Raw genomic sequence first — 14,783 nt, forward strand, 5'->3', positions numbered from 1 at the left:
AATGGCGGCCCCGTTACGCTTACTTGTATAGTAAGTTCAATCGTTCTTCCTCTTCTTTTTTATCATGATATTCATAAAACCCTACCCCGTTTCCCCAAGGATCTTGAAAAGTCCCCCACTTGACGGGAACCTCTTCACGCGAATGGATGTCAAAATGGGCAAGGTTTAATTCTTCAACCAGAGTATCTCTTGTCGCTTCAAGATCTGTAACTCCAATGCGGAAAGGTCCACTGTTTTTGGATGGCGTACCCTCCGCCAGCTGCAGCCAGAATCCAGGGATGACCTCCCACTCGACAAAACCTTCATGAGGGATGAAGTCAGGCTTCTTCCCAAGCAGTTTTTCATACCATTGCTGACCTTCTAGAAGATCGGGGACACGGATTTGATTGGTCACTTCGAATAACACGAGCGTTCCTCCTTAGTATTCATTTTTTGTAGTAGTGACGGGAGTTCCGTCAAATGAAAAATAGAATAGCGCGCCAATGACTCTTCCTCTTTTTTGTCCTTTTTCCATACCGCTTTCATCCCAATGTTTTCTGCTGCTTGGACATCTTTTTCCAGATGATCCCCAACATACACACAGGCTTCCAGCGGTTGGTTGATCCGTTCCATCGCTCGTTCAAAAATCGTCGGATCAGGCTTTTTCACCCCCTCAAGCTCTGAGATGAGAATGGTTCTGAAGAAAGATTCAATGCCTAACGCCTGGATATTATCCATTTGAAAACGTCCTTTTCCATTTGTGATGAGACCCAGTTGGTAGTTGTTCTCTATTAATTGTAGCAGCACTTCCTTGAGGCCTTTAAAAGGAATACAATGGTGTTTAAAAGAGTCCTGATAATCTTGATCGAGCTCTACCACCATGCCTTTCCCTAAATCCAATTCATGGACAAGTTGTTTATAAACTTGATTCTTAGGCAGATACCCTCGCTGATCCATTCTATGAATCTTGAGGTGAAAGCTACTCTTGATACAGACTTGAGAGACTCCTCAAAGCGATCGTATTGATCCTTAATAAAACACTCAACAGAAGCATCGCGGTCCAAAAGCGTCCGGTCCAAGTCGAAAATGACAGCCTTAATCATATTCGATGCCCTTCTTCTCTCGCTTTTCGATAGCCGTAAAAGGAACAGTTCTCCTCTACTTGAAAACCACAAGACTCATAGAATGAGAAATTCTCATCCGACGTATGCGCAAACCAATCCCCATGCGGCAGTTTTTCCATACATAAAGAAATCAGCTTATGGGCGAGTCCCTTTCCTCGGTATGGTTCCGAAACGACCAAGTCCATGATTGTCGCCATCATGATCTGGTCAGAGACGACTCGTACCATCCCTACCATCTCTTCCTGATCCCAAACCGTAAATGCCCATGTCGAGTTCTCAAAGATAAGAGAAAATTTTTCTTCCTGCCAGGAAGGTCCACCTCGTAACCAGCCGACCTCTTCAAATAGCTGTTTTACACGTTTCGCAGGTACTCCCTTTGTGCCTTCACGGATCGTCAATCCTTGAAAATACTGATACATACCCCTTACCCCTCCGGATACGTGTGCTGCAAAAAAGTGACAGATTGAAGGATGAGTTCTTTTAAAACCTCTACATCAATGTCATCCACCTTGTTGATGTACACACACGCTTTCCCGCTCTTGTGTTTCCCGAACTTCTCAAGAAGCTCTTCACGTTCCGGATCACCCGTTGCGAAATACAGGCTGATTTTCGCTTTTCGTGGAGAAAAGCCTACAAGTGGAGCATCCCCTTCATGGCCCGTCTTATATTTGTAATGATAAGAACCGAAGCCAATGATCGACGGGCCTCACATTTTAGCTTCATACCCTGTCGTTTCAGTGAAAATATCCAACAACCGGTAGGCGTCTTCCCGCTTTTTTGGGTGGTCCACTTCTTCAATGAATTCGAAGACGCTTCGATCGTTCTGTTTTGTTTTCTGTTCATAAGCCATTTCTCCCACTCCTTTCCATCGTGTTTCTTTACTAGTTCCACTCCCTCCCCTCCATTTCCTTTTAAAACCCAAAAGAAAAAGGAGGCGCTACAACGGAACCTCCTTTCCTTCATCAGCTGACAACTCTCAAATTCGGTTTTCCCTCTCCCTGCTTTCCACTCATATTTTCTGTGATGCGCTGGACGTCCTGGACCATTTTTGTCATTCGCTGTGCTTCCTCGGTCACTTTCTTAACATGTTCCAACTGTTGCTTTGAGAAGTGCAAAATACTTTGATTCTGTCCTTTTCCTTCTTTGGTAAACTTCAGTAAGCTTTCGAAAGAATGAGAGAACAGGTCGACAGTGGCTAAAAGCTGTTGACTGGAAGCAGTGATCTCACCTGTCTGCCTTTCCACTTCCTCCGATTGCTCCAGGATGCGCCTGAAGTTTCCTTCCAGATGCGTGACATGGTCGAGACTCGTTTCCATCTTCCTTTTCCCTTCACCAGCATGAATACCGGCTTGAGTCACGTGTTCCCCAATGGCATCAACAATTGAAAAAATGCGTTCCGTCGCATGACCGGACTGTTCCGCAAGCTTCTGTACCTCTTGTGCTACAACGCTGAAACCTTTTCCATGTTCACCCGCCCTGGCCGCTTCAATAGAAGCATTTAACGCTAACAATTTGGTATGTTCAGTCATCGAGGCAATCTCTTTTGTCAGTTGACTGATATGATCTGAGTACGTTTGTAAGGATTGAATATTTTCACTCGTTTCTGTGAAGCTGGTATCTGTGGAGTGAAGATGGCTCGAAATCTCGGTAAGAGAAGCCTTTCCATCTTGAGTTGCTGCTGAAGTATACTTCGCCTGTGCAGATACAACCTCAATACTTTTCGAAATCTGTTCCAAAGCGGCTTGGATATCCGATAAATTCAGTGCATGGTTCTCTGCCTGTTCCACTTGCTCCTCAGCGTTCTGTCCACGTTTGTATATCAACTCTTCCATCTCAGTGAAGGATTTTGAGGACTGGTGTGAGGTATGATTGATGACATGCGTCGTACTTTTTAAAGCATTCCCTACGGACTGCAATTGATGAAGGAGCTGTTCCGTTTCCGCTTGTTTATTTTGAGAATGCTCGGTTAACTCTCTTACGTGCGCATTCTTTTGGAGAATCTGATAGGAAGTTCCGGCACTCGTCAAAATTAAATAAATAGCATGAAGGGAGAACATGAACCACGAGTAATTTTCCGTTCCATAAAAGAAATCCATCCCCCAAAACATAGTAATGATATGAAAGAGTGCAAAAAGGAGCGTCATCAACGCAATGATTTCTGTCCGGTCATAAAAAGCAATCAATGCGACAACAAGAAAAATGGAAAAATGATAAACAACCATGCCTTCCCCATTCGCAATCATCCCTATACTAATGAAAGTAAACAAAAGGCTCATCAACCACGGGATTGCGACGTGGTCCTGTTTTTTCAAATAAACGAAGCATGTCATCCCATATAAAGCAAAGGGAATGATGAGATATGTATATAAATAAGGAGCATAACTCGTAAAGTCATTCACACTCCAGTTCAGTAACAAATTTCTGTGAGTCAAATGAATCACAAGGACCAACAATAAGCCAACAGCTCCAAACATGAGCATCGTCCGATTCTTTTTCTTTTCCATACAACCACCCTCAAATGATAAGACTTAAGATCTCCATACAACAGAAAAAGTATAAAACTTCGAATTCAAACCTTTTCCCGCAATAATATATATCCCCCGGCAAAAAAAATAAACCTCCTGAATGTGGAGGTTTATCATGATCCATGAAGTTCTTCATAAATTTCTGTCACCCAAAAATGTCGCGGAAAAATGAAAAGAGTCCAATACTCTTGCCATTCCGGCTTCTTCTCAACCTCTTGTTCTTTCACAGGAGGGGTTGTTTTTTTCTTCACCTTTTCCATCTGCGCTGTATGAATTTCTTCCCCATCTGAATCAGTTACAGAGAGTACCCCTGATTCATCCATTTCCGTTTTGACAGGTTCTCCTTTTAGGTGTGTGTATGAAATCTCACCAGGCAGTTGATAATCTTCTTTTACATCTGGAAATTCTTCCTCAGGTTTTATGACAGATGTTTGGTAGTGTTCAAATCCATAGTCCAGTAGTGTCTTCGTATCTTCATAGGATAAATCTTTGGTTCGGCTTTTCATTGTGATTACAATCAAGTCCATATTCTCTCGGCTAGCACTCGTAGCCAACGTGAAACCAGATTGAGGCACATAACCTGTCTTCCCACCTGTCACGCCTTCGTAAGGGTCTTCTCTCATTAAACGATGATGCGTGTACAGCGTGGCATCCCACTTTTCTCCATCCCAATCCAGAACCTCTAGTCCGTATATTTCATTAAACGTTTGATTTTTTTGTGCATATTGCGTAATTTTCGCCAGATCTTTCGCTGTCGTCCTATGCTCTGATTCAAACAAGCCATGAGGATTCTTGAAATTCGTCTGCTCTACCCCGGCTTTTTCCTCAAGGTAAGCATTCAAATCTTCGGAGAACTGATCGACACTCCCGCTCAAATGCTCGGCAATCGCAACACCTGCATCATTCCCGGAGTTCAGGAGCAGCCCCTGGACGAGCTCTTTTAATGTCGCCTGATCTCCCTCTTCTAGGAAAACACTGGAACCCCCTGTTTCATAAGCCTTTTCACTTACCGTCACCGTGTCATTGAGGTTCCCTTTTTCAATCGCATAAATCGCTGTTGCAATCTTCGTCAAACTGGCTGGATACATACTCGTTTCGGCATTCTTCTTATATAAAACTTCACCTGTATTCGCCTCAAGAACGATCGCCGTTTCACTATTGATCGATGGAGCATCCGGTTCGGATATGGCCATCGCTATGTTTGAATTTATATAAAACGTGGTATAAAAGACTACAATGATTACTATAAGTTTCTTCATATAAATGACGACTCCCTGTACACAGTTATTGATTTGATAAATCCGCTCTATTTAACCATGTATCAGTATATACATAATTGTCGCAATTTGAAGAAAACCCACGAATTCTTAAATAAATTGTAATCGCTTTGTAAACTACTTGGCTATTTCCTGAAAATTTTCCAACAGTTGTTTCTTCAAGCTTATGGCAGAACTGTAGAAGACTTAACATTTCGAAACTAAGTCTTCCATAAAAAGTTTTTATAGGAAAAGAAAAGGAGAGGCTCTAATAGAGTCTCTCCTATCTATATTTATAGAGAACGACACAGAATATCTAAAACTGTTTCACGATTCATTTCTTTGTATGTGCCTACGCCCGGTTTAATGAACGTTTTTTCCACAATATCGTTAAATGCTTCATCTGTGATGTCATAGTCCTGAAGAGTGTTTGGTGCTCCAAGAGAGTTCCAGAAATGTCGCAGTGCCTTTGCGCCCTCTCGTGCCACTTCCGCATCCGTCTTTCCTGCAGCGTCAATATCAAACACATTCGTTGCCAGTTGCTTCACTCGGGTTGGATCCTCCTCCAATACATGCTCGAGCCAATTAGGGAACAGAATAGCAAGACCACCACCGTGCGGGATATCATAGATGGCGGATACAGCGTGTTCGATACGGTGAGTAGCCCAGTCCCCTCCATCTGTTCCGTTCATTAAAGTTCCATTGAATGCGGTTGTACTTAAGTACATCATCGTTTCCCGATGTTCATAGGATTCCAGATTGTCTATCAATTTCGGTCCGGTTTGTATAGCTGTACGTAAAAGGGACTCAATGAATCCATCGATCATAGGTGTGTTAGCCGTCCTATGGAAGTAGTGTTCCAATGCATGGGACATGCTGTCGACGATTCCATACACCGTCTGGTTTTCAGGCACAGAAAATGTATACGTTGGATCAAGGATTGAAAACGTCGGATACACATGAGGGGATCCCCATCCGAGTTTGTCCTTTGTTTCCCAGTTTGTAATGACGGAAACAGCATTCATCTCAGACCCTGTGGCTGCAAGCGTCAGCACCGTACCAATCGGCAGTGCTTTTTCGATCGGAACTTCCTGTGTAATTAGTTCCCACGCATCTGCTTCACTCGCTGCCCCTGCGGCAATCGCTTTTGTACAATCGATCACGCTTCCGCCTCCAACAGCAAGCAAAAAGTCGATCCCCTCTTCTTTACAGATCTCGACACCTCTTCGGACGGTTGTCAGTCGGGGATTCGGTTCAACACCGGACAGTTCATGAACGACGACCTCAAGCTTCTCTAATTGTTGCATAACGTCCTCATACACACCGTTCTTCTTAATGCTTCCCCCACCATAAACGACAAGCACCTTTGCTCCTTGTCCTATTTCGTTAGGGATTTGTTTGATTTGACCCTCGCCAAAGTAGAGCTTCGTAGGGTTATATTGTAAAAAGTTATTCATCGTTCCACCTCACCTTTTTTTAGCCTATCTATTGTATCATTCACACAGTAAAAGCAGGTAACGATGATTATTGATCGTACTCATCAATATATTTGATTATTCCATTCCCACTTTCAGTACAACTTCATCCCACATAATTTCCCCGGTCCGTTCAAAACCAAGTGTTTCATAAAGGCGGATAGCAGCTTTATTCTCAGGTTCTGCACTCGTGTAGAAGTCGACTGGTCCGTACGTTTCTTTAATAAGAGCAAGCAATGCCTTCATCGATGCTTTTCCGTATCCTCTGCCCTGATGGTTTTGATCAATCATAAATCGACTTACTTCCAATCGCTTTGTTTCGGGATCACGGTCGTACATAAGAAAACCAATCATCGTGTCGCCATCATAAATACAAGTAGGAAAAAACTCCTTTTCAAAAGAAGCTTCAATAATCGAATACCAATTTTCCGCGACAAAGCCTTTTTGGCTTTCATCTACTTTAAGACTGACGCACTCTTCCCAATTTTCTTTTGTTACAGGTTTCAATAGTAGATTCATGTCCAGCACCTCCTCTCCCTATTATATAGAGAGAGGATGAAAATAAATAGAATAGTGGGATGAAGCTTCCTACTATTCTGTTTTAAATGAAGGAGACCGGGAATATTCTTCTTAACTTATAAAAAGGAGTTTTTTCAAATGTCACTCTATATCGAAGTAGATCATGACCACCATATCGACGTATTTGTAGAAGATATTGGAGAAGGACAGCCGATCGTATTCCTTCATGGCTGGCCCCTGAATCATCAAATGTTCGAATATCAAATGAACGAACTCCCCCAGAAAGGTTACCGATTCATCGGCATCGACCTGCGTGGATTCGGAAAATCAGACAAGCCTGCTTTCGGTTATGATTACGATACACTTGCCCACGATGTGAAAACCGTTGTGGAATATCTTCAACTGGAAAACTTCTATTTAACTGGATTTTCCATGGGTGGACCAATTGCCATCCGCTATGCAACGAAGTTTGCAAACAAAGAATTGGCTCAATTGATTTTGGCAGGTCCAGCCGCCCCAAGCTTTACTCAAAGAGAAGGGTATCAACACGGCATGAAGAAAGAAGAAGTGGACGGACTAATTGAAGCGCTCCAAAACGACCGGCCAGCTGCATTGAAAGACTTCGGTGAAGGCTTCTACCATTCTGATATCTCGCAACCTTTCGGAGAATGGTTCCACAGTCTTGGTCTTGAGGCTTCGGCTCACGCCACCCTAGCATGTGCCGAGTCCTTAAGAGATGAAGACCTAAGGGAGGAAGTAAGTCAGATCGAAGTCCCTACCCTCTTGCTTCACGGCAAACATGATGAAATCTGCGATTATGCATTTTCCGAAATACTGAATGAGAAGATTCCGAACAGTACACTCGTTCCTTTTGAAAACAGCGGACATGGAATGGTTTATGATGAAAAAGAAAAATTCAACCAAACGCTACTTGATTTATTAAAATAAAAGAAAAGGAGAACCGGCTTCTAGTGCTGGTTCTCTTTTCATTCTTAGCCTAATTTGGAATCCAAAGTATCTTTCAACCCCTTCTATACTAATCTTTGTCAAGTAGAGGAGGAGCAAACCTCTGAATACCTAAATTAAATACTAATGCGTTAAAACCAGACGTCTCTGACAAATCTCCAAAACCGACTATAAATGATTACTCCCCAACAAAAAAGCCAGGAAGAGCTCAAACGCTCCTCCTGGCTGTCATCTTAGGCGATGACCACTTTCTTCGGATTGGCTAGCTTCTGGATCAGCGGCAATCGGGATAGATCCATGTTTCCTCCACTCAAGACAACCCCGCATTGCTGTTGTTCAAACGTGTCACACGTACTAAGGAGACCGGCAAGCGCCGTTGCTCCCGCTCCTTCGACCAGTGTTTTTTCACGTTCAAGCAGCATCAGCATGGCTTTAGCGATTTCATGTTCTTCCACCGTAATTACTTGATCCACGTATTTTTGGATACACGTGTAGGTGAGTCTTCCTCTTTCCTTCACGGCGATTCCGTCAGCAATCGTCGAGACAGATGTCAGTTTTTCAGGTCCTTTTTTGTACAGCGCATTGTACATGGAAGGGGCTTTTGCGGATTGGACGCCGATGACTTTGATGTCCGGCTTCAGCTGTTTGGCTGCGAACGCAATGCCTGCAATCAGCCCGCCTCCCCCGATCGGCACGAACAGACGGTTTAGATCGGGTTGCTGCTGGAGCATTTCAACGGCGACCGTCGCTTGTCCTGCCATGACATCATAATCGTCGAACGGATGGAGAAAGGTAGCACCTGTTCTTTCCTGTTCAAGCAAAGCGGCCTGGTAAGCTTCCTGGAAGGACTCGCCGGTAAGAACGACTTTCGCTCCGTACCCTTGGGTCGCTTCCACTTTCGCTCTCGGTGTTCCTTCCGGCATGAAGATTTGTGCCTGGATGCCCCGCTTCGCTGCAGCAAGAGCGACTCCCTGGGCGTGGTTCCCTGCAGATGCTGCAATCACACCACGGAACGCTTCTTCTTCTGTCAGGCAAGCCACCTTATAAGAGGCCCCCCGCACTTTGAAAGCGCCTGTTTTTTGCTGATTCTCCATCTTCAAATAGACGTGTTGTCCGGTTTGCTCATTGAAGGTTGTTGAAGTTTGCAGCGGGGTGCGGTGCACCACCTCCTGCAATTGTTCCTGTGCATCCATTACTTTAGCTAGCGTTAAGAAATCCCCAACGTCTTCACTCCTTTGTTTTGTTTTTCGTACTGGTCGATTTTGTCTTCATACGTCAAGGTGACGGCAATCTCATCCCAACCGTTCAATAGCATTTCTTTGTGGTAGGACTGAATATCAAAGGACACTTCTAAGTCCCCGTCATCAATGATCTGTTTTTCCAAATCGACCTTCACTTCATACTTCTCATTCATAGCCTTTTCCATCAGCTGATCAACAACCGGCTTCGGTAACTGAATCGGCAGGATCCCGTTTTTGAAGCAGTTGTTGTAGAAAATGTCGGCGAAACTCGGGGCGATGACTACCTTAAAACCATAGTCCTGAATCGCCCATGGTGCGTGTTCCCTGGAGGAACCGCACCCGAAGTTTTCACCGCCGACAAGAACAGAAGCACCATCATACTTCGGGTCATTCAAAGAGAAATCTTCCCGTAGTGTTCCATCCTCGTTGAATCGCCAGTTGTAGAAGAGGAACTGGCCGAACCCCTGTCGTTCAATCCTTTTCAAAAACTGCTTGGGAATGATCTGGTCAGTATCGACATTCGATCGATCCAATGGGTAGACCAGACCACGATGTTGTTTGATCGGTTCCATCTCTTCACCCTCCTACCGTACTGGCGTATTTTCTGACATCGACAAAATGACCTTCCAAAGCAGCCGCTGCTGCCATTTCCGGACTAACGAGATGGGTACGGGCACCATTCCCTTGACGACCCTCGAAGTTCCGGTTGGAAGTGGAAGCACAGCGTTCCCCAGGTGGCACGATGTCATCGTTCATGGCGAGACACATGCTGCATCCGGCATCGCGCCATTCGAATCCTGCAGTCAAGAAAATCGTATCCAGGCCTTCTGCTTCTGCTGCATCTTTCACAGATTTAGAACCAGGGACGACAAGAGCTCTCACTCCTTCATGAACGCGGCCCCCACGGACGATTTCTGCCGCTTTACGCAAGTCGCTCAAGCGGGAGTTTGTGCATGAACCGATGAACACGTGCTCCACAGGGATCGATTCAATACTCTGGTTCGCTTCCAGACCCATATACTCAATCGCTCGTTCAATACCGTCGCGATCATCTTCCACCGATTCTGGATCGGGTACACGACCGCCGACAGGAACACATTGAGAAGGATTCGTTCCCCATGTCACTTGAGGCTCAATCTCATCCGCATGAATCGTAAGCGTCTGGTCATATTCGGCCCCCTCATCGGAAGCTAAAGAAAGCCACTGCTCAGCTGCTTCATCAAAAGCTTCTCCTTTCGGCACATAGCGTTTGCCACGCATGTAATCAATCGTCGTTGCATCAGGACTGATCAATCCGGCTCTTGCTCCTGCTTCAATGGACATGTTGCATACGGTCATGCGTTCCTCCATTGAAAGGTTGCGAACCGCTTCACCAGTGTATTCGATCACATGACCTGTGCCGAAACGGACACCATATTTTCCAATAATAGCAAGGATTAAGTCCTTCGCCGTGACGCCTGTTCCAAGCACCCCATCGACGTTGACTTGAAGGGTTTTCGGAGGGGCCTGCCACAAGGATTGGGTGGCGAGTACATGCTCCACCTCACTCGTTCCGATACCGAAAGCCAGTGCTCCAAAAGCTCCGTGCGTCGAAGTATGGCTATCCCCACAGACGATCGTTTTCCCGGGCTGGGTAAGGCCGAGTTCCGGCCCGATCACGTGAACGATCCCCTGATCAGGGTGGTTGATGTCCGCAAGGCGGACACCAAACTCTTCACAGTTGGTTTTTAATGTTTCCATCTGCTTTTTGGATACTTCATCTTTAATGACATTCCGGTGGATCGTCGGGACGTTATGGTCCATCGTCGCATACGTACGATCCGGTCTCCTCACTTTCCTTCCGGCCATCCGTAACCCTTCAAACGCCTGGGGAGAGGTCACCTCATGAATCAGATGCAAGTCGATGTAGAGGAGGTTCGGCTTCCCTTCTTCTTCATGGACGACATGCTGATCCCAAATTTTTTCTACAATGGTTTTTGGATGACTCATTCCGTTCCGCTCCCTTCGTGTTTATACGTAACAACGCATGATATTTTCTGTCGTATCATTAGTGCTGATTTGATCGACCACTCTTCGTGCCAATTCACTTCCACTGACGACAGTACCTCCGACGAGATCGATGTCTGCCGTATGGTAGCCTTCGTTCAACACTTCCTGTACAGCCGCTTCCACCTGTTCTGCTTCTTCTTCCATGCCGAACGAATGCTTCAGCATCATTGCGACAGATAGAATACTAGCAAGAGGATTCGCTTTATTCTGTCCAGCGATATCAGGAGCAGAACCGTGGACCGGCTCGTATAGTCCGACGCCTGTTTCATTCAAACTGGCAGATGGCAGCATGCCGAGCGACCCCGTCAGGACAGAAGCTTCATCGCTCAAGATGTCTCCGAACATGTTCTCTGTGACGATAACATCAAAGTAAGCCGGATTCGTCACAAGTTTCATTGCAGCGGCATCCACAAGCATATGCTCAACCGTTACATCTGGATACTGCGCTTTTTTCTCCTCCACGACTTCACGCCACATGCGGCTTGACTCTAGAACATTCGCTTTATCGACAGATGTGAGATGCTTCTTTCGCACCTGCGCGCTTTGGAAAGCCTGGTCGACGATTCTTTCAATCTCCCGTCGTTCGTATGCCAGCGTATCGACAACCGTTTTGCCATTGTTGCGGCGTTCTCTCGGTTCTCCGAAGTACAACCCACCGGTCAGCTCACGGACGATCAAAAGGTCACTTGCCGCGACGACTTCGTGCTTCAAAGGTGATGCATGGAGCAACTGCTGGAACGCTTTGACAGGACGGAGATTCGCAAACAAACCGAGTTGCTTACGGATCCCGAGGAGCCCTTTCTCAGGCCTCATATGACCGGGAAGCTGATCCCATTTCGGACCACCGACCGCTCCGAGAAAAATAGCATCCGCTTTTCTCGCTGCTTCGACTGTATCCTCCGGGAGGGGCGTTTCGTGATTGTCGATCGCCACTCCTCCGATGTCATGACTCTCAAAAGTGAAGGTGTGTTGAAACCGGTCCGCGACCGACTGCAATACACTTTTAGCGGCTTTCGTCACTTCTGGACCGATCCCGTCTCCTGGCAAAAGTAAGATATGTTTTTCCATGTGCATCCCCCTTTAGTTATACTTGCACTTTTTGATAATTCTCCATTTTGCTTCTATATAATGTGCGGTTGACTGCGTTCAAGAAGGCGTGAGCGGATGCTTCCAGCACATCCTGAGCCGAGCCTCGACCGGACGCTTTGACTCCATCGACGGTCAATTGAACATGGACTTCTGCTAGAGCGTCACGCCCTTTACCGATCGAACTTAATTGATAGTCCTGCAGATGAACATCTGCATCAATCAAATCATCCAGCGTGTTATAAATGGCTTCAACGCTTCCTTCACCTGTATTGGCTTTCTCGACTTCTTCCCCATCCGGACGTGTCAAAAGCACGGTCGCCGTCGGACGGTTGATACTTCCATATTGAACTTGGAAAGCTTTCAACTCGTATTTAGGCTGATCTTCGTTTTCCGTCTGTGTGTCTGTCAAAATGGCGAATAGATCATCATCCGTCACTTCTTTCTTCTTGCCAGTCAGTGTCTTAAACGATTCAAAAGCTTCCTTCAGCTTGTTTTCAGTAAGTTCAAATCCGAGTTCTTCTGCTTTCTGTTTGAACGCATGCCTGCCGGAGTGTTTTCCTAACACCATTCGATTGGAATCGATGCCAACCATTGCTGGGGTGATAATTTCGTAAGTTGTGGACTCCTTCAGCATGCCGTCCTGGTGGATCCCGGATTCATGGGCAAAAGCGTTACGTCCAACGACGGCTTTGTTACCTGGCACCTGCATCCCTGTCAGGCGGCTGACCAGATCACTGGTCCGTTTGATCTCTTTCAGGACAAGGCCTGTTTCAAAATCGAAACGATCTTGGCGTATTTTCAATGCAACAGCTATTTCCTCAAGCGCTGCGTTTCCGGCACGCTCGCCGATACCATTGATCGTCCCTTCAATTTGTCTCGCTCCGTTTTCAATCGCTGCCAAAGAGTTGCTTACGGCCATTCCCAAATCATCGTGATTGTGCGTAGACAAGATTGCCCTGTCGATGTTTGGCACGTTTTCCCTTACATAACGGAAAAGTCGACCGATTTCGTCAGGCGTTGTAAAACCGACGGTATCCGGAAGGTTGATGACACTTGCTCCAGCGTCGATCACTTTTTCGATGATGTGAACAAGAAAGTCTTGATCCGAACGCAGCGCATCTTCTGCGGAAAACTGGACGTGTGGAAATTTTTCTTTCGCATAGGCGACCATTTCTACCGCTTTTTCAACCACCTCATCGGGTGTCTTTTTGAGTTTGTGTGTCATGTGGATCGGGGAGGTGGCGATGAAAACATGCAGCCTCGGCTCCGCTCCGCCTTTCAATGCTTCCCAAGCAATGTCAATGTCACGTTTATTGGCTCGCGCTAAGCCTGTAACCGAACAACCGCGGACGGTATCAGCGATTTCTTTGACCGCTTCAAAATCGGCTTGAGAGGAAGCGGGAAAACCCGCCTCCATAATATCTACACCTAAACGTTCCAGCTGTTTGGCAATTTCCACTTTTTCAAGACGATCCAAATTGACACCAGCGGATTGTTCTCCGTCTCTCAAGGTTGTATCGAAAACGTTAACGTGAGCCATGTGTGACCACATCCTTTTCTTTGGATTGGGACTTCTTGACGAACGGCATCAGTTCACGGAGCTCTCTACCCACCTTCTCGATTTGATGATTGTTTTCACGGGAATTAATGGCGTTGAATTCTGGACGGTTCACCTGATTCTCAAGGATCCAGCCTTTGGCGAACTTCCCTGTCTGGATATCTGTCAACACGTCTTTCATCCGGGCTTTCGTACTTTCGTCAACAACACGTGGACCGGATACGAAGTCACCCCACTGTGCTGTATCGGAGATGGAATAACGCATACCCTCAAGTCCGCCTTCGTACATCAAGTCAACGATCAATTTGAGTTCGTGCATACATTCGAAGTACGCCACTTCCGGCTGATAGCCAGCTTCTGTCAGCGTTTCAAAACCAGCTTTCACAAGGCTTGATAGTCCACCGCAAAGGACCGCCTGTTCACCGAATAGATCGGTTTCCGTTTCTTCCTGGAAGGACGTTTCAAGGACTCCTGCACGGCCACCGCCGATACCTTTAGCGTAAGCAAGAGCGATTTCTTTCGCTTCCCCAGTGACGTCTTGCTCGACACCGATTAGTGCGGGTACACCAGCACCCTCTTCAAACGTACGGCGGACAAGGTGTCCCGGCCCTTTTGGTGCGACAAGGAATACATCTACGTCTGATGGAGGAACGACCTGGTTGAAGTGGACATTGAATCCATGAGCAAAAGCAAGGGCTGCTCCGGACTTCAAGTTCGGTTTGATGGATTCTTCATAGACTTTCGGCTGATACTCATCTGGAAGGAGAACCATGACCACATCGGATTCTGCTACAGCGTCGGCAACGCTTTTCACTTCCAATCCGTCTTGTTCCGCTTTATCCCATGACTTTCCTTTACGAAGACCGACAACGACGTTATGGCCGCTTTCCTTCAAGTTTTGAGCGTGTGCATGACCTTGGGAGCCATAGCCTACAACAGCGACCTTTTTATTTTTTAGTACCTCGTCTTTAATATCATTGTGATAGTATACGTGTGCCATTT

At 46.1% G+C, this 14,783-nt stretch carries 14 protein-coding genes and 1 pseudogene; 1 reads left to right on the forward strand and 14 read right to left on the reverse strand.

Annotated features, from left to right (window positions below; translation table 11 throughout):
* Window positions 1-19: 19 nt before the first annotated feature.
* The 8 genes and pseudogenes from GLV98_RS11260 to GLV98_RS11295 all read right to left on the reverse strand — a co-directional run bounded on the left by GLV98_RS11260 (window position 20) and on the right by GLV98_RS11295 (window position 6,878).
* The gene (locus tag GLV98_RS11260; RefSeq protein WP_160915145.1) at window positions 20-406 is read right to left on the reverse strand and encodes a VOC family protein; all 387 of its coding nucleotides are present in this window, start codon (window positions 404-406) and stop codon (window positions 20-22) included.
* Window positions 391-936 carry an HAD-IA family hydrolase gene (locus tag GLV98_RS11265; RefSeq protein ID WP_160915147.1) on the reverse strand — a complete coding sequence of 182 codons (546 nt, stop codon included), beginning with the start codon at window positions 934-936 and terminating at the stop codon, window positions 391-393. Before GLV98_RS11265 ends, GLV98_RS11260 begins: the two co-directional genes overlap by 16 nt.
* Window positions 937-1,078: 142 nt before the next feature.
* Complete coding sequence (locus GLV98_RS11270) at window positions 1,079-1,522, reverse strand: GNAT family N-acetyltransferase (RefSeq protein WP_160915149.1); 444 nt, start codon at window positions 1,520-1,522, stop codon at window positions 1,079-1,081.
* A gap of 5 nt (window positions 1,523-1,527) precedes the next feature.
* Window positions 1,528-1,953: pseudogene (locus tag GLV98_RS11275) on the reverse strand (DUF1801 domain-containing protein).
* 112 nt (window positions 1,954-2,065) lie between these two features.
* Window positions 2,066-3,607 (reverse strand): methyl-accepting chemotaxis protein, encoded by a 1,542-nt coding sequence (locus GLV98_RS11280; RefSeq protein ID WP_160915151.1) that lies wholly within the window; start codon window positions 3,605-3,607, stop codon window positions 2,066-2,068.
* A 134-nt stretch (window positions 3,608-3,741) separates the two neighbouring features.
* On the reverse strand, window positions 3,742-4,887 hold the full coding sequence (locus GLV98_RS11285; RefSeq protein ID WP_160915153.1) for a D-alanyl-D-alanine carboxypeptidase family protein: 1,146 nt from the start codon (window positions 4,885-4,887) through the stop codon (window positions 3,742-3,744).
* 290 nt (window positions 4,888-5,177) lie between these two features.
* A complete protein-coding gene (locus tag GLV98_RS11290; protein ID WP_160915155.1) occupies window positions 5,178-6,341 on the reverse strand; it encodes an iron-containing alcohol dehydrogenase in 1,164 nt (387 codons plus the stop codon).
* A 96-nt stretch (window positions 6,342-6,437) separates the two neighbouring features.
* On the reverse strand, window positions 6,438-6,878 hold the full coding sequence (locus GLV98_RS11295; protein WP_160915157.1) for a GNAT family N-acetyltransferase: 441 nt from the start codon (window positions 6,876-6,878) through the stop codon (window positions 6,438-6,440).
* Window positions 6,879-7,016: 138 nt separating this feature from the next.
* Between GLV98_RS11295 and GLV98_RS11300 the strand changes: the two genes are divergently transcribed.
* Window positions 7,017-7,826 (forward strand): alpha/beta fold hydrolase, encoded by an 810-nt coding sequence (locus tag GLV98_RS11300; RefSeq protein WP_160915159.1) that lies wholly within the window; start codon window positions 7,017-7,019, stop codon window positions 7,824-7,826.
* A 251-nt stretch (window positions 7,827-8,077) separates the two neighbouring features.
* Here GLV98_RS11300 and ilvA read toward each other — a convergent pair whose 3' ends face one another.
* Genes ilvA through ilvC form a run of 6 tightly spaced genes read right to left on the reverse strand, consistent with a single transcriptional unit; the run spans window position 8,078 to window position 14,781 of the window.
* Window positions 8,078-9,007: a threonine ammonia-lyase gene (gene ilvA / locus GLV98_RS11305; protein WP_423785010.1), complete on the reverse strand. Its 930-nt coding sequence runs from the start codon at window positions 9,005-9,007 to the stop codon at window positions 8,078-8,080.
* Between the two features lie 44 nt (window positions 9,008-9,051).
* Window positions 9,052-9,657 carry a 3-isopropylmalate dehydratase small subunit gene (gene leuD, locus GLV98_RS11310; RefSeq protein WP_160915164.1) on the reverse strand — a complete coding sequence of 202 codons (606 nt, stop codon included), beginning with the start codon at window positions 9,655-9,657 and terminating at the stop codon, window positions 9,052-9,054.
* A gap of 4 nt (window positions 9,658-9,661) precedes the next feature.
* Entirely contained in the window at window positions 9,662-11,074 is a 1,413-nt protein-coding gene (leuC, locus tag GLV98_RS11315; RefSeq protein WP_160915166.1) for a 3-isopropylmalate dehydratase large subunit, read from the reverse strand.
* 21 nt (window positions 11,075-11,095) lie between these two features.
* Window positions 11,096-12,202: a 3-isopropylmalate dehydrogenase gene (gene leuB / locus GLV98_RS11320; RefSeq protein WP_160915168.1), complete on the reverse strand. Its 1,107-nt coding sequence runs from the start codon at window positions 12,200-12,202 to the stop codon at window positions 11,096-11,098.
* A gap of 16 nt (window positions 12,203-12,218) precedes the next feature.
* Window positions 12,219-13,763 carry a 2-isopropylmalate synthase gene (locus GLV98_RS11325; RefSeq protein ID WP_160915170.1) on the reverse strand — a complete coding sequence of 515 codons (1,545 nt, stop codon included), beginning with the start codon at window positions 13,761-13,763 and terminating at the stop codon, window positions 12,219-12,221.
* Complete coding sequence (gene ilvC / locus GLV98_RS11330; protein ID WP_160915172.1) at window positions 13,750-14,781, reverse strand: ketol-acid reductoisomerase; 1,032 nt, start codon at window positions 14,779-14,781, stop codon at window positions 13,750-13,752. The genes GLV98_RS11325 and ilvC overlap by 14 nt, the downstream gene beginning before the upstream one ends.
* Between the last annotated feature and the right edge of the window lie 2 nt (window positions 14,782-14,783).

Origin of the sequence: Halobacillus litoralis, assembly GCF_009856415.1 — a bacterium.
Classification (GTDB): domain Bacteria; phylum Bacillota; class Bacilli; order Bacillales; family Halobacillaceae; genus Halobacillus; species Halobacillus litoralis_C.